The following is a 19,863-nucleotide window of genomic DNA, read 5'->3' as shown; positions in this document are numbered from 1 at the left end:
AACAAAAAAGAAAACAAGGTATGCTGCTACATACCTTGTTTTCTTTTTTAATTCAGCCAGTTTAGTACTTTGTCTACAATTTCGACAATTGCACCAATAATGGAACAGAACTTTTTTACAGTTTCTAATCCATCATTTTTTTCTTTTGTATGGCTCATTATTGTGGCATCCCCTTTCTTTGGGGATGCATATATTTTATCACAAAATATGTATTCAACTAATAAAGAACCTTATTTAGATTGTTTTAAAATATTCTAGAAATAACAATTCCTACCACAAACCCTAATACAATCCCAAAGCTTGAAATTCTTTTAAATTTCAAGCTAAAGGATTTTGGAATCAACTCTTCACAGGTTATATAAAGCATGGTTCCTCCTGCACAGGATAGGCAAAAGGCGATAAAACCTTCAGAGATTTCCCCCAAAACAGCTCCCATAAAAGCTCCAATCCCCATGGGAATCCCAGCTAGTACTGTATAAAAAAAAGTTTTAGAAGAGGACATTCCTCCTGCCCGCATGGGCGCTGCCATAGATATTCCTTCTGGCATATTATGAAGGGCTATAACTATAGCTATTCCTATCCCTAAATTATCAGCTGCTATAAACCCTGAACCTATAGCAAGTCCTTCTGGAAAATTATGAAGAGCTACTCCTATTCCTAAGAGTATTCCTGTTTTTATAAAATCCTTATTATGTTTTGGTAGTAATCCATCTACAAAAGCTATGACAAATACCCCTACAATAATCCCCAATATGTTTATATACAATTGTACCATACCAAAAGCCTCTGGCAATAAATCAAAGCATACAATCGATAGCATAAGCCCACTGGAAAGTCCCAAAATAAAACTTAAAAATCTATTTCCAGGGTTTCTCATAAAAAAAGTAAGCATTCCCCCAAGACCAGTCCCCACTACCCCTACACATAATCCAATTAGAGCAATGCTCCATATTTTTTCCATCTTCTCCCCTCCATATATCTATATATATTCTCAAAACCCCTTATATATACAAAAGGTCTGTGAATCTTCATTCACAGACCTTTCTCTAAGCCGCATCTTGTATTTTTCCTTCTCCTTTAAAAGACCATTTAAGAAGGGATGGAGTAATCAATGTAGTAGCTACCACCAAAACGATGGCAGATGCAAATTGTTTCTCTCCTATTAAATTCATTTTAAGACCTAAGTTTGCAATAATAATAGATACCTCTGCTCTAGGTACCATTCCAATACCAATCTGCAAGGAATGTTTCCCACTAAAGCCAGTCATCTTTGCTCCCCATCCACAACCAACAATTTTTCCAATAATTCCTAATCCTAATAATAACATACTATACCCTAATCCAACGCCAATCGTACTTAATTCTACACCTAATCCAATGGCTACAAAGAAAATAGGTGTAAAAATCGTATCAGAAATCAACCCAATATCATGAGATATTTTATGTCGATAAGGTGTCATAGAAAAAATAACTCCAGCAAAATAAGCTCCTGTAACAGCTGCAACACCAAGTTCTTCTGATATAAAAGCTAAAATCAAACAGGATATGATTGCATAAGGAACAATCTTTCTCCTTACATTCACTCGATCAGAAATTTTTGCTAGTATTTGAACCAAAATATACCCAATAATAATAGTAATCACAAAGAAGGAAATGATTTTTAAAATAACAATAAATATATTATTCCCTGTTCCTGGTCTTGCCATTCCTACAACGATTGTCAAAAGAATAATCCCTATAACATCATCAATAATAGCAGCCCCTAAAATCCCGACCCCTTGTCTCGTCTTTAATTGCCCTAATTCTTTAAGGGTTTGTACAGATATACTCACACTTGTTGCAATAGAAATAAGCCCTACAATCACACTACTAACCCAATCACCACTAAGTATATATGCTGCCCCACTTACTAATAACAAAGGAACAACTACACCTGCTACTGCAATAGTAGCAGAAGATTTTCCTGATGCCCTCAATTCATTCACATCTGTTTCAAGTCCTGCAATAAACATCAAAAATACCACACCAATTTCAGATAAATGGTGAATCAACTCTGTTTTTTCCAAAATTCCCATTCCCAGAAGCATACCCACTAGAATTTGCCCAAGAACTGCAGGCTGTTTTAATTTTTTACTAATAATTCCACCGATGTTTGCTCCTAATAAAAGAATTCCAATGTGCAATAAAAAAGTTACTTTTGCTTCCAAAACCATCACACTTCTTTCTTCCAGAATATGCAATACATGGTTTTCCAGAAAATACAGTATTCACCTTACTTTCTGAAAATACATATTATAGTTTATCACTCAGTCTGTTTTTTTGCAAGAAACATAATTTTGAGTGATAGGTAATTTATGGAATCCATAAAAGCTGAGAGACTATTTGCCCCCCAGCATGAAATTATACTACCTGTTTTAATTTTTCTGCTTGATCTGTTGTAATCAATGCATCTAATATTTCATCAATATCTCCATCTAATAAATAATCTAACTTATACAAAGTCAAATTGATTCTATGGTCTGTCACACGTCCTTGTGGGAAATTGTAAGTTCTAATTCTTTCACTTCTATCTCCACTACCTACTTGACTCTTTCTTTCTTGAGCAATTTCTGCATTTTGTTCTGCCTGCATTTTGTCATATAATCTAGCCTTTAATATTTTAAATGCCTTATCCTTATTTTTAAGCTGTGATTTTTCGTCCTGACAAGAAACAACAATTCCTGTAGGCATATGGGTAACACGCACAGCAGAGTCTGTTGTATTAACACTCTGTCCTCCATTTCCTGAAGAACGGAAAACATCTACACGGACATCATTTGGGTTAATATCAATCTCAACATCATCTACTTCTGGAAGAACTGCCACAGTTGCAGCAGATGTATGAATCCTTCCACTAGATTCAGTAGCAGGGATTCTTTGTACTCTGTGTACACCACTCTCATACTTCAGTCTTGAATAAGCACCCTTTCCCTTGATCATGAATACAACTTCTTTTATGCCCCCTACACCCGTTTCATTAAGACTCATCATTTCAACCTTCCAGCGATTTCTTTCTGCATATCTTGTATACATTCTCAAAAGATCTCCTGCAAATAGTCCCGCTTCATCTCCACCAGCACCTGCTCTGATTTCTACAATAACATTCTTTTCATCATTCGGGTCCTTTGGTACTAAAAGAAGCTTTAGCTCATCTTCTATAGGACCAATTTTATCTTCTAGATCACTTAATTCCATCTTTGCCATTTCTCTAAATTCTTCGTCATCACTTTCTTGTAAAATAGACTTAGCTTCTTCTATTCCTTCTTTTGTTTGTTTATATTCTTTATACTTATTTACGATAGGTTCTACTTCTGCAAGTTCTTTAATGTATTTTTGCCATTCTGACTGGTTATTAATAATTTCCGGATCTGAAACTTTTTGGCTCAAATCCATATACTTATCTTCTATAAAATCTAATTTATCAAACATGAATTTCACCTCACACATTTTATATTAACAGTTTATTATATCATTTTTATCCTATTTTCACAATGTAGCCTCAACAACCCGCTCAATACCGGCTAAATCTTTTATTTTCTTTATCTCAGAATAATGTCCTTCATTTTCCATCATCTCTTTTACCACATCTGCTTGGTCATGACCTACTTCTAGTGCAACGAGTCCCCCTTTTTTTACAAATAGAGGTGCCTTCTCAACAATTCTTCTATAAAAATCAAGACCATCAAATCCTCCATCTAAGGCAAGCTTTGGCTCAAATTTTTTTACTTCTATTTGAAGGTTTTCAATTTCTTCCTTTGGAATATATGGAGGATTAGAAACAAGAACATCTACCTTTTCCTCTAGTTTATCCTTTAATGGAGTAAATAAATCCCCCTCTAAAAAATTAGTATTTTCTGTTACTTCATTGAGTCTTGCATTTTTCTTTCCTATTTCAAGAGCATGTCTTGAAAGATCTACTGAATAAACAAAAGCATTTTTGATATATTTTGCAAGACTTACCGTAATGGCCCCACTTCCTGTTCCCAAATCAACAATAGTCATATGATCATTGTTCCTTGTCTTTGCCCACTTTATAACATTTTCTACTAAAATTTCTGTATCCGGCCTTGGAATAAGCACTCCTTCTTCTACATAAAAGTTAAGACTCATAAATTCCTGTTTTTTTACAATATAGGCCACAGGCATTCCTTCAATTCTTCTTTCAATTAATTCATTAAATGCATCCACATCTTCATCTTTCAAATCTTCATTTCGATGGGTGTATAAAAATAATCGATCTTTTTTTAATACATGACATAAAAGAACCTCTGCATCTAACAGAGGTGTACATGCGTTTGTCTTTTCAATTCTATCTACTGCTGTCTTTAAAGCATCCTGTATCTTTACTGCCAAAGGTCTGCCTCCTTGTCATCTGTCAAAACGTTTTTCATTGCTTCTATAGCTACTTCTAATTGACTATCATCTGGCTCTCTTGTTGTAAGCTTTTGAAAGAGAAGGCCTGGATAACTAATATATCTTACCATTTTAGACTGACTTTTTCCTGCCCATTTAATGATTTCATAAGAAATCCCTGCAACAATTGGCATAAGAAGAAGTCTGGATAAAACTCTCATCACTGGATTTGGCCAACCTACCATTGAAAACAACAATAGACTCACAACCATTACAAAAACCAAAAAACTTGTCCCACATCTTGGATGAAGGGTTGGAAATTGTCTTGCATTTTCTACTGTTAAGGGAAGATTACTCTCATAACAATGAATAGTCTTGTGTTCTGCTCCATGATATTGAAATACTCTTTTTATATCCTTCATTCTAGATATTAAACTAACATATCCTATAAACAATAGAATTCTAAATACACCTTCTATTAAATTCAGCATCCAGGGACTACTTATTTTTTCCTTTAAAAAATTCATAGCTACTGTTGGCGATATAATAAAAAGAAGAATCCCAAAAGCTAATGCTGTAAATACTGAAAAATAAATAAGTATGTCCCCAGCCTTATCTCCAAAGGTATTTTCTACCCAAATTTCGAATTTTCCTTTTTCTTCTGTTCCATCTTCTTCCTCGAAAAACTCAGCAGAATAAGTAAGAGACTTCACACCTAATACCATAGCATCTAATAAGGCAATAACCCCTCTGATAATAGGTACCTTTGTTAAAGCACTTTTTGCCATGCCTTTTACTTCTTCTTTTTTTACCACAATCTCTTGGTCTTGCTTTCTAACAGCAATAGCAATATCCTTAGGGCCTCTCATCATAACCCCTTCTATTACTGCCTGCCCACCAATACTTGTAGGTCTCGCCTGCTTTCTAAATATTTTTTCAAAATCCAAGTTGATCTTCCTTTCGGTATTTGCATTTTCAACATATACAACAAAGGTTAGAGACATACCATCCCTAACCTATAATAATCAATTCTTCTTATTTTTTTATTTCATGCCATATTTTTGCTTGAATTTTTCAACACGTCCACCTTGGCCAACAAATTTTTGCTTACCAGTGTAGAATGGATGACATTCTGAACAAACTTCAACTTTGATTTCGTCTTTTACAGAACCTGTTTCAAATGTATTTCCACAAGCACATTTTACAACTACTTTTTTGTAATCTGGATGGATTCCTTGTTTCATGCTATTCACCTCTTTCTATCATCATTCACTATATATCAAAAAAATCTTATCTTAATTTTCAACTATTATAGTATAGCATATGGACATTCTTAGTTCAAGAACTTTTTTTGTTTAAATTTTATTTCTCATTTTCTCTACAAATTCAAAATTTGTCTTACTTGCTGTTAGCTTTCCTATAATCTTTTCTGTTACTTCTTGTGTTGGATTATTAGACATGGCACGTCTTATATTCCATATAACTTCTAATTCCTTTTGACCTAATAATAATTCTTCCCTTCTTGTTCCTGATTTATTTAAATTAATAGCAGGGAATATTCTCTTCTCTGAAAGCTTACGATCTAAATGCAGCTCCATATTTCCTGTACCTTTAAATTCTTCAAAGATTACATCATCCATACGACTTCCTGTATCTACTAAAGCAGTAGCTAAGATTGTAAGACTTCCACCTTCTTCAATATTTCTTGCTGCCCCAAAGAATCTCTTTGGTTTATGCAAAGCTCCTGGATCAAGTCCTCCTGAAAGAGTTCTTCCTGTAGAAGGAATGGTTAAGTTGTAAGCCCTAGCCAGCCTTGTAATACTATCTAATAATATAACCACATCTTTTCCATGCTCTACAAGTCTTTTAGCTCTATTTAAAACCATTTCTGCTACTTTCGTATGATGACTTGGAAGTTCATCAAAGGTAGAGTAAATCACATCTCCTCGAATAGACCTTTGCATATCTGTAACTTCCTCAGGTCGTTCATCGATTAATAAAACAATAATTTCAATATCTTCATGCTTTTTGGCAATACTATTTGCAATCTTTTTAAGGAGTATGGTTTTTCCAGCCTTTGGGGGTGCAACAATAAGACCTCTTTGTCCTTTTCCTATAGGAGCAATCAGGTCAATAAGTCTTGTAGAAAGGTCTGTAGGATTATATTCAAGTGTAATTCTTTTATTGGGATAAATAGGTGTGAGATTATCAAAGTTTGGTCTCTTTGCAGCAATTTCAGGATTGTCATTGTTGACTTTCTGTACATATAGAAGAGCTCTAAATTTTTCACCACTTTTGGGAGGTCTTGTAATCCCTAAAATTTTATCTCCTGTCTTTAAATTAAATCTTCTGATTTGAGATGGGGATACGTACACATCTTCTTCACTGGTAAGAAAATTGTAAAATCTTAAAAATCCAAATCCGCCAGTTCCTTCCGTTAGTTCTAAAACACCTTCTACCGTGTCAACTTCTCTACTATTATCGATTTCATTATTGATTTTTTCTGGAAGTCTCTGTCGATCCATAGGGATTTTTTTATTTTCTACCACTTTTTCTGGGGGTTCATCTTTTTTCCCCTCATGACATTTTTTAATCATTTCCACAAGCTCATGCTTTTTATACTTACTAATATTTTTTATATGAAGCTCCTTGGCCATCTGCCGTAGCTCATCTAGCTTCTTTTTTTCTATTTCCTGTAAATCCAAATCAACACCTCCGTTAATATTTAAACAAGGTTCACACATTTTTCTTCGCTCTATTTATATTATAACACTGGAAAATGGGGTATAAAAGTGGCAATTCTCCTTTACTGTCAAAGTAAAAGGTTCCTTGCCACATTTTAGATAAGTTTTAGAAGTTCCTATTAATGGTTACCATTTTATAGGGTGGGATTTTACTTGTCAAGGCTTAACAATCAATCATTTATTTTGCATATTCAGGTTTTTGATCTAATTTATGAATCGTCTCTATAAATCGGATGGTTCCTGTTTCTGCTCTCATAACAACAGAATGCGTTCTTGCCATATTGTTTTCAGCATAGGTAACACCTTTTAGCAAGTCTCCGTCAGATATACCAGTAGAAGCAAAATATACTTCATTTCCCTTTACCAAATCCTCTAGCTGTAATACTTTTTCACAATCTACGCCCATCTTTTTGCATCTTTCTCTTTCTTCTTCCTCGTAAGGAACTAATTTCCCTTGGAATTCTCCACCTAAACATTTTATTGCAGCTGCAGCGATAACACCTTCTGGTGCTCCACCGATTCCAAGCATAATATCTACCCCTCTATCTTCAAAGCAAGTAGCAATAGCAGCAGCCACATCTCCTTCTTGAAATAACTTAATTCTTGCACCTAGTTCTCTACATTCCTTAATAATACCTTCATGTCTTTCTCGATCCAACATAGTAACCGTAAGGTCTGTAATATTTTTATTCAATGCTTTTGCAACATTTAACAAATTCTCTTTTACAGGTGCATTTAAATTAATTACACCTTTTGCTTTAGGTCCTACTGCTATTTTATCCATATACATATCAGGCGCATTTAATAAATGTCCCTTTGGTGCTACAGCAACAACGGCTACAGCATTTGGAAGTCCCTTTGCAACACAATTTGTTCCATCTACAGGGTCTACGGCTATATCTACCTGGATGCATCCATCTTCTGCTTTTCCGATCTGCTCTCCAATATAAAGCATTGGAGCTTCATCCATTTCTCCTTCACCGATTACCACAACGCCGTCTATGTTTAAAGTATCAAGCATATTTCTCATACCATCAACAGCTGCCTGATCAGCGATATTTTTATCGCCTCTACCCATGTATTTTGCCGCTCCTAATGCAGCAGCCTCCGTAACTCTCGCTAAATTTATGGCTAAATTTCTATCCATTATTAAATCCCCCTTATTTATGTTTAGCTAATGTCTCTATCAATGCATCATTCTTATCTAGTTTATGAATAGCATCAACAAATCTAATCGTTCCTGTTTTAGAACGCATAACAACTGATTGAGTCTTTGCTCTATTATTTTCTAAATAAGTTACCCCTTTTAATAGCTCTCCATCAGTAGCACCCGTAGCTACAAACAATACATCATCTGTATTTACTAAATCATCTAAAGTCAATAATTTTTCTCTTTTTTCTTCTGTCCATCCTAATTCTTCACATCGCATTGCATCTTCCTCATAAAGGGGAATGATCTTTCCTTGCATTTCTCCTCCCATACATTTAATGGCAGCAGCTGCAATCACACCTTCTGGTGCTCCACCAATTCCCATAAATATATCTATTCCTGTATCTTCAAAACACGTAGCAATAGCTGTAGCCACATCTCCATCACTAAATAGTTTAATACGACAACCTACTTTTCTAGCTTCCTTAATGATGTCTTCATGTCTTTCTCTATCTTGAATAATCAAAGTTAGATCATTGATATCTTTATTAAGGGCCTTTGCAACTGCCTTTAAATTTTGTTCAACAGAAGCTTCTAAATCAATACACCCCTTTGCCTTTGGTCCTACAGCAATTTTTCTCATATATGTATCAGGTGCATTTAACAATGTTCCTTTAGGTGCCATGGCTAAAACAGCAATAGCATTTGGAAGCCCTTTTGCAATCAAATTTGTTCCTTCAAGGGGATCTACTGCAATGTCTACTTCCATATCATTCTCTCTGCATGTCCCTACCTTTTCTCCAATATAAAGCATAGGTGCTTCATCAAGCTCTCCTTCTCCAATAACAACCGTTCCTTTTATTGCTACATCTGAAAAAGCCTTTCTCATGCCATCTACTGCTGCTTGATCTGCAATATCCTTTTCTCCTCTGCCCATATATCTTCCACACGCAAGTGCAGCTGTTTCTGTCACTCTTACAAGTTCTAAAGCTAAATTTCTATCCATCTTCCTACCTCCAGTAAAAATATATCTGTTACAATCCACAAATACTTATAGTATATCTTAAATGCTGCCATAGATAAACAACTTAAAAAAGAAATTTTATTTAACGATAACTTCTAACTCCTATATAGATAAACATAACCGAAAATTAATTTATAACTAAGAAATCTATAAAAGTTGTATATCTATATCCAGCATTTATAGTAATCCTACATGAAATAGTTATTTATAATCAGCTTAAATAACCATTCCATGCAAAACTATTATAACATACTGGTATGATTATAACATACTTTTTCCCCTATCGATTGTTCCAATCTGCTTTAAATCTCTCTATTCCTTTATCTGTTAGTGGATGATTTAGCATATTCTTAAATACTTTATAAGGAATCGTCCCAATATGTGCTCCGTTTTGTGCTGATTCCATCACATGGGCTGTATGGCGAATACTAGCTGCAATAATTTCTGTATTGATCCCATGAAGTTCAAAAATATTTACAATATCACTGATTAAATCCATCCCAGGATTTCCGATATCGTCCATTCTTCCTACAAAAGGACTCACAAAGCTTGCTCCCGCTCGGGCTGCTAAAAGTGCTTGATTTGCAGAAAATACCAAAGTCACATTGGTTTTAATATTTTTCTCTGATAACCCTTTTACTGCCTTTAGTCCTTCTGACGTCATAGGAATTTTGATCACAATGTTTTTATGTAACTTTGCTAAAGCTTCTCCTTCTTTCATCATTTCAGGAGCTGTCTCTCCCATCACTTCTGCACTGATAGGACCATCCACTAACATTACGATTTCTTTTAGGACGGCTTCAAAATCACGTCCTTCCTTTGCAATCAAGCTTGGATTGGTTGTCACCCCTGATAATACTCCCCATTGGCTTATTTCTCTTATTTCTTCCACATTTGCAGTATCGATGAATAATTTCATTTTTGTTCCTCCTCTATTTTTGGTAATCTAATAAATGCTTATATTCTTATTGTAATATTGTAACATTTATATTTTAATAAAATATAATCTTTACCCCTTAAGATTTTACTATATTATATCATCTTTAATTTTATAAAATGAAAATTTTGATTCTTTGTATCTATCTATATTATATACAAAAGTTTTTTATGTTAAAAGCAAAAAGAACCTCTATTGAGGTTCTTTTATCCACTTATTTATTTAATGGTTTTAATCCTAAGATTTCTCTTGCTTCAGCAGGAGTTGCGATTTCTCTTCCTACCTCTTTTGCAATACGAACAACTTTTTCAACAAATTGTCCATTGCTATCTGCTGGAACACCTTTTTTGATGTAAACATTATCTTCGAAACCTACTCTTACATGTCCACCCATAGCAATAGCTATAGCTGCCATTTGGAATTGGCTTCTACCAATACCTGCTACTGTCCATGTAGAACCAGCTGGAATACTATCTACCATGAATGCTAAGTCTCTAGCTGTAGCAGTCATTTGAACACCTAATACAAAATCAAAGTGCATTGGTGCTTTGATGTATCCTTTTTTGTGCATTTTGATGGCAATATCAACCATACCTTTGTCAAATACTTCGATTTCAGGTTTTACATTTCTTTCAATCATGATTTTACCAAAGTTTTTGATTGTATTATCTGTATTTACAAATACTTCATCTCCACCAAAATTACAAGTACCACAGTCAAGAGTTGCCATTTCTGGATGTTTAAGTCCTAATTCTGGCTCTTCAACTTCTGTAGATTGAAGTCTTTCTAAATCTGTCATACCTACTGCTCCACCTGTTGAAGGTTGGATGATTGCATCTGGACAAAGCTTTCTTATTGCATCAATGCATGCTTTAAATCTAGCTTTATCTTGAGTTGGTGTACCATCATCTTCACGTACATGAAGGTGAATAATACTAGCTCCTGCTTTGTAAGCAGATTCTGCTTCTCTAGCAATTTCTTCTACAGTATATGGAACATTTGGATTATGTTCTTTTGTAACTTCCGCTCCGCATATAGCAGCTGTTATAATTAATTTTTCCATTCTTGTGCTCCCCCTTAACTTTTCATTTAAAAAATAATATTTTCTTTAATTATTTTCTTTGGCAGTCTTTTGGTGTCACACAAGTTCCGATTGCTGTACAAACAACGATTGGCTCTTCTAATACGTCAGCAGCTGATGCACTAATGTCTTTTCTTGAAACAACAACTTTTCTTGCTTCAAACTTCATTTTTCTTGAACTGTTTCCTTCTTTGATGATTTCTCCAACTACTTCAATGTAGTCTCCTGCATAAACTGGTGCTAAGAATTTGATTTCTTCGTATCCAGCAAAAAGACCTTCGTCTCCATCACGCATAATTAGTAATTCTGTAGCAAGGTCTCCAAATAAATGTACCATATGTGCTCCATCAACTAATTCTCCACCGTAATGTGCATCCTTTGCACTCATTCTTAATCTTAACATAGTTTTAATTGTTTCCATTTTTATTCCTCCTAATATCTTTTGTTTTTTTATAAAGATATTGAAAGTCATAAAAGATAAATCATGCCCATATCATTATAACACTAAATTGCTTTTTTTGACAATGTATAATAGTATTATTCATATAAATCTTTTATATAAAATAATAAAGGGCTATCTTATTAATTTAAGATAACCCCTTTTAATACTGCATATTTAATTATATATTACTAATTAGCTTTCCAATCCTCATCGTTAACAGTTAATTTATCTTCTTCCCAAATACCACTTGTTACTTTTCCATTAACATCTGTAAGCTTACCTCGTCCATCTTTCAACCCTTTTTTCCATTTACCTTCAAATTTCTCTCCATTAGCTAAAGTCAATGTTCCTTTTCCATCAAGTTGATCCTCTTTCCACTCACCAACATACTGATCTCCATTTGCCCATGTCATTGTTCCTTGATTACTTCTTAAATCATCTTTCCAAGTACCAACATACTTATCTCCATTCGCCCATGTTTTTGTACCTTCTCCATTGGCCTTATCATTGTCCCAAGAACCAACATATTTGTCTCCATTGTCCCATGCTTTTGTTCCTTGACCACTTCTTAAATCATCTTTCCAAACACCAACATACTCATCGCCATTATCCCACGTAAATGTACCTTTACCATTTCTTTTATTATCTACAAATTCTCCTTGATATTTATCTCCATTTACATATTCAAGAGTACCTTTCCCAACAAATTTATTATTTCTGAATTCTCCTTCATATTTTACCACTCTCATAGAATTTGCCCCTGAAAATTCCATAATCCCGTTACCATGTGCTCTTTGTTCTTCCATTTCTCCAGTATAAAAGCCATTGCCACCAGCTATACATATAGAATAATCTTTAACATGTTCTTTGTCACTATTTTTATCAATCTTTACCGTTTTGGTTTGACTATCCCATCCAACTGTTGCTCCTAAGCTTTCAGCAATAAATCTAACAGGTACAAAAGTTCTTCCTTGAATAATCGTTGCAGGTACATCTAACTTAACTTGTTTTGAATTTACAGTGGCCCAGTTTTTTCCTATAGGAAGTTTTATTATTGTACTTGCTGTTTTTCCAATAGCAACTTTATCGGTTGCATCCCAGTCAATATCCGCGCCTAAAGCTTCAAAAATCCCTCTGAATGGTACTAATGTTCTTCCTTCAACCGTTTGAGGATCTACATCAAACTTCAATGTTTCATCATTTACAACAACTTTAATGGGTGTCTCAGACGCATAGGTTGGTATACCCATCATTACAATTAAAATACAAACAACACATAACAATACCCTGTTTTTCATTTTTCATCTCCCTTTCACAATCATTTAATATATGTTCTTTGTGTTATTTTACCATATTTTTTATATTTTATGAATATTTCGTTTTAATTATTGTCCATAAAAATCATTCACACTACTCTTAACCCCTTTTTCTATTTAGATAGTATTTAATAAAACCATACATATATTACTTCATCAGTGTCTTCTTTGCTTAAATTCACCTTTTAAGCATCTTTTTTTAATATTAATAAAACCCAACTAACGTTTTAATTTTAGTTGAGTTTTATATGTTTATTTTTAATACAATTTATTATAGTTACTTATATAAATGCAGATACCACCCAAGGCTTATTATATTGTACAGCCAGCATATTATAGCTCATAGTTCTTTCTCTTAATTGTTTTTTAGAAACCTCTAATTGAAGATTTGCACTTTTCAGCTGTATTGGTGCAATATTTCCTATTTCTAATTGTAGCTTTGCTGTCTCTAAATCGTCTTTTGCTTTTTCATATGCAATTAAATCTTTTTCGTACTGATCTTCTAGTTGCTTTAATGAATTATAGCTAGCTCTTAAATTCTTTTCATATGCTTCTTTTTTGCTATTGATATTCATCGTTGCTGCTTTTGCATCTATTTTTTTCGCTTCATAAGGTATATTACCAGCATTAAAAGTATAAAATTTCACACCTAAGTCAGCTAATTCTTTATCCTTTTCTACTCCCCATATTTCAGGACTTTCATTCATCACTCCTAAAATATGAGAATCTACATCTTCATCCTTAATCTTTTCAAAAGAAATTTCATCCTTTAATGTATATCTCTCCTTTAAATCAAATCCTACTACATGATTTAATGTTTCATAGCTTTTTTCTAATTCTTTTACTGATAAATCATATGCTTTTTTAGCATCCTCACAATCTCTTTTAGCTTGTTTGTTTTGTAGTTCGCTGACAACTCCAAGTTCATATTTTAACTGTGATTGCTCTTTATTTTCATTTTTTATTTCTAATTGTAGCTTTGCCACTTTTTTATTATCTTCTTTTTTGAGAACATCATAATAACCATTCTTTACTTGATAGGCGATTGTCTCTCTTAATGTCTTTACATTTTTCTTTGCCTTTTCAAAACCTATTTCAGAACTTTTATATGCTGTATATATACCATCTGCCTTTGCATCAGCAGCACCATTTCTAGTTCCTGCTGGTGTATAATCTATAGCATCATTCGCATCATCTTTTACATAATCTGCACGTGTAACCATCAATTCTGCTTTTTGTAAATCATCGCTATTTTTTAATGCTTTAGTTAATAACGATTCATAAGTATAATCACCTGAAGCAACTTCTTCTTTTGATTGTTTTTTTACAGAAATTTTAATAGTTTTTGTAACGCTATTCCATTTAGCCTTTATATCTGAAATCTTTTCAATAACATGATATGGTACCATCATAGTACCGTCTTTTACTTCTGGCACTACACCTAAATCAAATTTAGCACCATCTACTATTAGATTTGAATCTTTTGTAGTTAATTGAATAATACGATTATCCTTAAAAATCGTTACCGTATCATTTTTATCATTCCATTCCATATCATTACTATTAATACCTGTAATCTCTGCTATAAAATCTAATGGTATAAGTGGTGCCTCTCCTTTTATGTAGGATGCTACTTTTAAAGTTTTTACATTATTATCTACTTTATAATTTGCTTCTCCAATAGTTAATTGAATCTCAGCTGTTTGACTTTGTGAAATCTCCACCGGAAGGTTAATCATTTCCTGTGCTGCTACTGTATTCCATGATAAAGCTACCGTTATTGAAATAACACAAGCCATTTTTCTTACTCTTTTATTCATGTACAACTTCCTCTCTATATATTCGTATGAAAATTATATCTTCTTTTATTCATTATAGCACTCATATTTTATAGGTTCAACGAGTATCCAAATTCTTAAGAATTTGTTAATATTTGATTGTTTGAAAATATAAACTACAACTCTTTCATTATATTATAATTGTTAATTATGATGAAATGGTGATAAAAACAAAAATAATCTATACATAAATAAAAAAGATAAAAGAAGATTTTCTCCCTTTATCTTTTTTGCATTCTTTAATTTTCCTTCTCTTCTTTTGACACAGATTTGATCCAAGGTTTATTATACATCATAGCCCATTTGTTATAATACATTATGGTTTCACGTAATTGCTTTTTACTATTTTCTAGCTGAAGAACTGCTTTTTTCTCTGTAATTGGCAGTTCATTACCAACTGCTACGTTTACCTTTGCCATCTTTAAATCATCTTTTGCCTTCTCATATGTAATCTTATACTTTTCATACTGATCCTTCAGTTGATTTAATGAAGTATATAATTCTCTTAAACCTTGTTCATACTGCTGTTTTACCTTTCCTAATTCTACCGTTGCCATTTTTGCATCAATTTCTTTTGCTTCATAAGGATCCATATCAAAGCTCCATTTATAGTCTACTGGCAAGTTAAATACATAAAGATCAACATTTAAATCCTTTAAATCAACAATTTCATTTAACGCCCATATTTCTGGACTCTTGTCTATTACTCTTGCAATATGATAATCTACATCTTCTTCAACATTAGCATCAAAGATTACTTCATCTTTTAGAGTGTATCTCTCTTTTGTATCTAATCTTACTAAATCATTTAACTTTTCATAAGCCTTATCTAGTTCTTTCACTGCTAAATCATATTGTTTTTTTGCTTCTTCATAATCTCTTTTTGCTTGATTATTTTCAATATCACTGGCAAAGCCTTCCCTATGGCTTAAGTCTATAAGATGTGCTTTTTCTTGTGTTAAATCCATTGCTAGCTTTGCTAGTTTTTTATTATCTTCATCTTTTAACACTTCATAGTAAGCATTTTTTACATCATAAGCAATCTTATCTTTAATCATATCCACTTTCTTCTTTGCCAGTTCATATTCAAAGTTATCCTTTTCATATTTCAAATATGCAACATTCCCTTTAAGGTATCTTACATCACTTCCATATCTTGTTGGTATATATTCTGTATCATCCTTGGCATCATCTTTTATGCTATCAGTACGCTCTACATTCATCTCTGCAGATTTTAAATCTTTGCTACTGTCCAACGCTTTTTTGAGCATCATTTCATAAGTATAGTCCCATGTATTCGAATTTTCTTCTGGTTTCATCTTTTTTTTCACAGGAATCGTAATTTTATTTGTAATACTATTAAAGCTTACTTTTTTATCGAAAACTTTTTCTATAAAATCTATTGGAATCATCGTGTTTCCGTCTTTTATTTCTAAAGCTGTATCCATAAGCATCTTATTTCCATCAATGATTAAAGTATTTTTCCCTATTGTCATTTGGATAATCTGATTATCTTTAAAAATTGTAACCGTTTTTGTTTCAGGTTTCCAATCAATACGATCTTTACTAATGCCCATCATCTCTATAATTAAATCTAATGGAAGCATAGGACTTTTATCTTTTATGTAAGAAGGTACAGGTATTGATTTTACAATATTACCAACTTTATAATTTCCATCTCCAATAACAAATTGTACATCTTCTGTTAACGAATGCTTCATTTCAACAGGAAGTTTGATAGTTTCCATTGCCATTACAGTATTGCATGAAAGCATTGCAGCCATAGCTAATGTGCAAGCTATTTTTTTTGATATTTTGTACATGTTTATTACTTCCTTTCTGTATGCTACAAATATATTCTGCTTTTTACTCTAATATCATATCCACTAAATCAATAAAAGGTTCATGCTTATTACCTTTTGGCCTTTCAAATTCAATTTCTAATTTCTTCCCATTTGTAACATCTATATCTATATGCTGAGGGTATTTGCTTTTTTTAAGTTCTATCTCCTGCTTTATATCTCCATCTACAATGATTTTCATCATATAGTTTTCATTTATTTCTTTATTTAAATTATAATCAAATCCTATCAGCCCTGTTAATTTCTTATATTTCCCATCTATGTTATATACTAATCTTGACCAGTTATCATATGCTTTGATACACATCCCATTATTGAACTTCTCTATTTTTTCCGTAATAGGGTCTACCATTACTGACATGATAAAATCCTTTGTATAATCAAATCTAGCATCTTTATCCATATTTAATGATTCACTTGTGCTATTATTGATCCTGTAAAGATGGATATTATTATAAAAGTCAATTTTTCTATCTGTTAAGCACTTCCCCTTCTCAAAAGATACAATTTGAGTCTGAGGGACTTCTCCAATATGTACTATACCGCTTCTTCCATCCCAAATAACTTTTTCTCCTAAATTTTCACCGACATAATTACAATTTGTAGAACTATTTTTTATCAACGTATCTGCATTAGCAAAAGAAAAGGAAAGTAATAATCCTAATACTAAACCTATCATTATTTTTTTCATAGAAAACACATCCTTTCATAAAATTTCACACACCATTTTAGATACTCTTTTTAATAATATATTATAGCTAAATTTTTATAGTACTTCAAAGGGCTATTCTATTATCATTATTATTTGACACTACAATCTTGAATTAACAAAGCACGATGTAATTGTTTTTATCTTTACATCGTGCTGTTTAGTTTAATCTATCTGAATAATCTTATTGGCAACAAAAATGTCCTCATTGTAATTTCCAGATATAAAAACTCTATCATTTTTTCTTAGATGTCCAAATGCAATTTTCTCCTGGGAAGTAGAATAAACTTTTGTATTCGATCCCTTGGCAACAGTTCTAGTAACATATTCCTCTTTATCTTTATCATAATATTTAACAACAAAGTAATCAATATCAGAATATATTTTTGTAATTTCACCACTAATGGTATTCATATCTGCATATCCTTCTGCTACAATATCTTTTACTACATTATCTTTGATTTTTAATTCTACTTGATAATTGATTTTTAAATCACTAAGCTTTTTATCTCCATCATCATTAATTTCTATATCAACATCGTCGTCTACATCATAAGTATGCGTCTTTTTATCTTCTGTCTCAATAGTTATTTGAGTTGGATCTCCTATAATAATTTGCTTAATAGCTCCTTCATCCTTTGTTTTTTCTTCTCTACTAGCTGCTACAATATTCACTATCTTATCATACTCCACCGTTATCGTAGCTAGATCTCCTTTTCTTAAATCATCTAACCCGCTTCTATGTCGATCTCTATATATTTTTACATCTTCATCAATTTCAAATTCTAATACTTCATTATTATTTGTTGCAATTTTTAATATTGGATGTTCTCTAAAAATAACAGAAGATTCTAGTATTCCATCATATACTTTTTCTTCTCCTAGTAAATAAACCTTTATCGCCCTATTACCAATGAATTTTACTTGAACCTCTTCTCCTTCTGTAAGCCTTTTTGCCGTAACACTTTTTTTATTATATTCTATTTCTGTATTATCATAAATTTTTAAATCTTTTTTTAGAATTAAATTATCCTTATTGCGAATAGTCATAAGATAATAATCATCATAGTCTGTAATACTCATAATTTTCCCTATCCACGTTGTAGTAGAAGTACTTATTTCTATCCATGCAAGTTCATTTTTATCATTAAAATGTAATTTTACCCCATCACCTTTTTGTAAATCGTCAACGTCTTTTGATTTGCCATTTTCTCTGATATTTACACCATTTAAATTATATACCTGTGTAGCACCATTTCCATCCTTTACTACTATCATATTCGTCTTTTCTGAAATATAATCTATGATTCTTTCATCACTATTTACTGAATCTGTTCCACCAGATGATGTATTCGTTTTATTCACTTCTACTCCTTGTACTTCTCCTTTGCTATTAAACGTTAATTTTACATAGTCTCCTTTATTTAAAGCACTCATTTCTATATACTGTCCATTTTTCTTAATATATACAGATTTTAGCGTATATGCTTTTGTATCTCCTTTTGTATCTTTAATCACAATCATTTTTGTATCTGTAGACACATAATCTATGGTTCCTTCTAAAGTAGTAGATACTATAGGATTAGATGGAATTACAGTAGATGATTGTTTTATTAATAAGTCATAAGTATTAGAACACATGGTTGCCATAACAGCTCTATTAATAATACTATTTGGATTAAATTTATTGACTGCATCTCCTTTTACAATCTTGTTTTTTTCTAGTAAATCTACATAAGGAAGTGCTGCTGTTTTTATTGTTTCTGCATCTACAAAGTTCAATACTGGAATTGCCTCAAGCTTCATGTTTAACGCTTTTCCTATGAATACTGATACATCCACCTTTTTAGCATATGTAGCATTACCGTTTTTAACGAATATCTTTAATTCGTCTGGATGCAAAATATTATACTCAAGTCCATAAGCTATTGCCTCGTGGGCCCAAGTTGGAATCTTATTCGCTGTCAATGTTGCATAATATTTATTAGCTAAGCCACTAGTAGGTCTTAGCTTATTTGCTCCCTTTAAAGTATTATAAATCATTTGCATAGCTTCTATATAAGTTACATTCTTATCTGGTTTGAAAGTAACCTTTAATGTTTTATCATCAAAATATCCACTGATGATTTTTTTATCTGCCATCTTTGTTATAAATGGTTTTGCCCAGTGATTACTAGGAACATCTGAAAATGTTACTGCTGCAAAACTGTTAATTGTACTCAATATAATCATTAACGCAACAATTAAACAACTTATTTTCCTATTCATTGTGATTTATTTCCTCCTTTTATCTATAACTTTCATGGATTTTCGCATTCTATTTTTAAGTATTCTATATATTGACTAAAAATCCTTTTATTTTTGATAA

The 19,863-nt window shown here is 32.4% G+C and carries 17 protein-coding genes; all 17 read right to left on the bottom strand.

The features are described from left to right. Positions 1-244: 244 nt before the first annotated feature. The 17 genes from K7H06_RS00200 to K7H06_RS00120 all read right to left on the bottom strand — a co-directional run bounded on the left by K7H06_RS00200 (position 245) and on the right by K7H06_RS00120 (position 19,763). Positions 245-961, bottom strand: coding sequence for a ZIP family metal transporter (locus tag K7H06_RS00200; RefSeq protein WP_223038010.1), 717 nt, complete (start codon positions 959-961; stop codon positions 245-247). Positions 962-1,046: 85 nt separating this feature from the next. Then, complete coding sequence (locus tag K7H06_RS00195; protein WP_246637730.1) at positions 1,047-2,213, bottom strand: cation:proton antiporter; 1,167 nt, start codon at positions 2,211-2,213, stop codon at positions 1,047-1,049. A 187-nt stretch (positions 2,214-2,400) separates the two neighbouring features. Beyond that, positions 2,401-3,468 (bottom strand): peptide chain release factor 1, encoded by a 1,068-nt coding sequence (prfA, locus tag K7H06_RS00190; RefSeq protein WP_223038009.1) that lies wholly within the window; start codon positions 3,466-3,468, stop codon positions 2,401-2,403. A 57-nt stretch (positions 3,469-3,525) separates the two neighbouring features. Continuing rightward, positions 3,526-4,392 (bottom strand): peptide chain release factor N(5)-glutamine methyltransferase, encoded by an 867-nt coding sequence (gene prmC / locus K7H06_RS00185; protein ID WP_246637595.1) that lies wholly within the window; start codon positions 4,390-4,392, stop codon positions 3,526-3,528. After that, positions 4,383-5,264: a DUF1385 domain-containing protein gene (locus K7H06_RS00180; protein WP_343216838.1), complete on the bottom strand. Its 882-nt coding sequence runs from the start codon at positions 5,262-5,264 to the stop codon at positions 4,383-4,385. Before K7H06_RS00180 ends, prmC begins: the two co-directional genes overlap by 10 nt. A 171-nt stretch (positions 5,265-5,435) precedes the next feature. Continuing rightward, on the bottom strand, positions 5,436-5,636 hold the full coding sequence (rpmE, locus tag K7H06_RS00175; RefSeq protein ID WP_223038007.1) for a 50S ribosomal protein L31: 201 nt from the start codon (positions 5,634-5,636) through the stop codon (positions 5,436-5,438). 111 nt (positions 5,637-5,747) lie between these two features. Next, the gene (gene rho, locus K7H06_RS00170; RefSeq protein ID WP_343216801.1) at positions 5,748-7,097 is read right to left on the bottom strand and encodes a transcription termination factor Rho; all 1,350 of its coding nucleotides are present in this window, start codon (positions 7,095-7,097) and stop codon (positions 5,748-5,750) included. A gap of 217 nt (positions 7,098-7,314) precedes the next feature. Next, the gene (glpX, locus tag K7H06_RS00165) at positions 7,315-8,286 is read right to left on the bottom strand and encodes a class II fructose-bisphosphatase (protein ID WP_343216837.1); all 972 of its coding nucleotides are present in this window, start codon (positions 8,284-8,286) and stop codon (positions 7,315-7,317) included. Positions 8,287-8,296: 10 nt separating this feature from the next. Beyond that, positions 8,297-9,292: a class II fructose-bisphosphatase gene (gene glpX, locus K7H06_RS00160; RefSeq protein ID WP_223038004.1), complete on the bottom strand. Its 996-nt coding sequence runs from the start codon at positions 9,290-9,292 to the stop codon at positions 8,297-8,299. A 298-nt stretch (positions 9,293-9,590) separates the two neighbouring features. Beyond that, positions 9,591-10,229: a fructose-6-phosphate aldolase gene (gene fsa, locus K7H06_RS00155; protein WP_223038003.1), complete on the bottom strand. Its 639-nt coding sequence runs from the start codon at positions 10,227-10,229 to the stop codon at positions 9,591-9,593. 232 nt (positions 10,230-10,461) lie between these two features. Continuing rightward, a complete protein-coding gene (gene kce, locus K7H06_RS00150; RefSeq protein WP_223038002.1) occupies positions 10,462-11,310 on the bottom strand; it encodes a 3-keto-5-aminohexanoate cleavage enzyme in 849 nt (282 codons plus the stop codon). A 49-nt stretch (positions 11,311-11,359) separates the two neighbouring features. Further along, positions 11,360-11,740 carry a 3-aminobutyryl-CoA ammonia lyase gene (gene kal / locus K7H06_RS00145; protein WP_223039884.1) on the bottom strand — a complete coding sequence of 127 codons (381 nt, stop codon included), beginning with the start codon at positions 11,738-11,740 and terminating at the stop codon, positions 11,360-11,362. A gap of 218 nt (positions 11,741-11,958) precedes the next feature. Further along, positions 11,959-13,068: a copper amine oxidase N-terminal domain-containing protein gene (locus K7H06_RS00140; RefSeq protein WP_223038001.1), complete on the bottom strand. Its 1,110-nt coding sequence runs from the start codon at positions 13,066-13,068 to the stop codon at positions 11,959-11,961. A gap of 299 nt (positions 13,069-13,367) precedes the next feature. Then, a complete protein-coding gene (locus K7H06_RS00135; protein ID WP_223038000.1) occupies positions 13,368-14,906 on the bottom strand; it encodes a stalk domain-containing protein in 1,539 nt (512 codons plus the stop codon). Positions 14,907-15,163: 257 nt separating this feature from the next. After that, positions 15,164-16,747: a stalk domain-containing protein gene (locus K7H06_RS00130; protein ID WP_223037999.1), complete on the bottom strand. Its 1,584-nt coding sequence runs from the start codon at positions 16,745-16,747 to the stop codon at positions 15,164-15,166. A 43-nt stretch (positions 16,748-16,790) separates the two neighbouring features. Further along, on the bottom strand, positions 16,791-17,477 hold the full coding sequence (locus K7H06_RS00125) for an NPCBM/NEW2 domain-containing protein (RefSeq protein WP_223037998.1): 687 nt from the start codon (positions 17,475-17,477) through the stop codon (positions 16,791-16,793). 183 nt (positions 17,478-17,660) lie between these two features. Then, on the bottom strand, positions 17,661-19,763 hold the full coding sequence (locus tag K7H06_RS00120) for an S-layer homology domain-containing protein (protein WP_223037997.1): 2,103 nt from the start codon (positions 19,761-19,763) through the stop codon (positions 17,661-17,663). Between the last annotated feature and the right edge of the window lie 100 nt (positions 19,764-19,863).

The organism is Crassaminicella profunda, assembly GCF_019884785.1.
GTDB classification, from domain to species: Bacteria; Bacillota; Clostridia; order Peptostreptococcales; family Thermotaleaceae; genus Crassaminicella; species Crassaminicella profunda.
The sequence above is the reverse complement of the archived record's forward strand: the minus strand, read 5'-3'. Positions and strand labels throughout refer to the sequence as shown.

Bases quoted from the DNA above. Each gene is read 5' to 3' on its own strand.
- K7H06_RS00200 (WP_223038010.1), bottom strand. From the start codon at position 961: ATGGAAAAAATATGGAGCATTGCTCTAATTGGATTATGTGTAGGGGTA.
- K7H06_RS00195 (WP_246637730.1), bottom strand. From the start codon at position 2,213: ATGGTTTTGGAAGCAAAAGTAACTTTTTTATTGCACATTGGAATTCTT.
- prfA (WP_223038009.1), bottom strand. From the start codon at position 3,468: ATGTTTGATAAATTAGATTTTATAGAAGATAAGTATATGGATTTGAGC.
- K7H06_RS00180 (WP_343216838.1), bottom strand. From the start codon at position 5,264: ATGATGAGAGGCCCTAAGGATATTGCTATTGCTGTTAGAAAGCAAGAC.
- rpmE (WP_223038007.1), bottom strand. From the start codon at position 5,636: ATGAAACAAGGAATCCATCCAGATTACAAAAAAGTAGTTGTAAAATGT.
- glpX (WP_223038004.1), bottom strand. From the start codon at position 9,292: ATGGATAGAAATTTAGCTTTAGAACTTGTAAGAGTGACAGAAACAGCT.
- fsa (WP_223038003.1), bottom strand. From the start codon at position 10,229: ATGAAATTATTCATCGATACTGCAAATGTGGAAGAAATAAGAGAAATA.
- kce (WP_223038002.1), bottom strand. From the start codon at position 11,310: ATGGAAAAATTAATTATAACAGCTGCTATATGCGGAGCGGAAGTTACA.
- K7H06_RS00140 (WP_223038001.1), bottom strand. From the start codon at position 13,068: ATGAAAAACAGGGTATTGTTATGTGTTGTTTGTATTTTAATTGTAATG.
- K7H06_RS00135 (WP_223038000.1), bottom strand. From the start codon at position 14,906: ATGAATAAAAGAGTAAGAAAAATGGCTTGTGTTATTTCAATAACGGTA.
- K7H06_RS00130 (WP_223037999.1), bottom strand. From the start codon at position 16,747: ATGTACAAAATATCAAAAAAAATAGCTTGCACATTAGCTATGGCTGCA.
- K7H06_RS00125 (WP_223037998.1), bottom strand. From the start codon at position 17,477: ATGAAAAAAATAATGATAGGTTTAGTATTAGGATTATTACTTTCCTTT.
- K7H06_RS00120 (WP_223037997.1), bottom strand. From the start codon at position 19,763: ATGAATAGGAAAATAAGTTGTTTAATTGTTGCGTTAATGATTATATTG.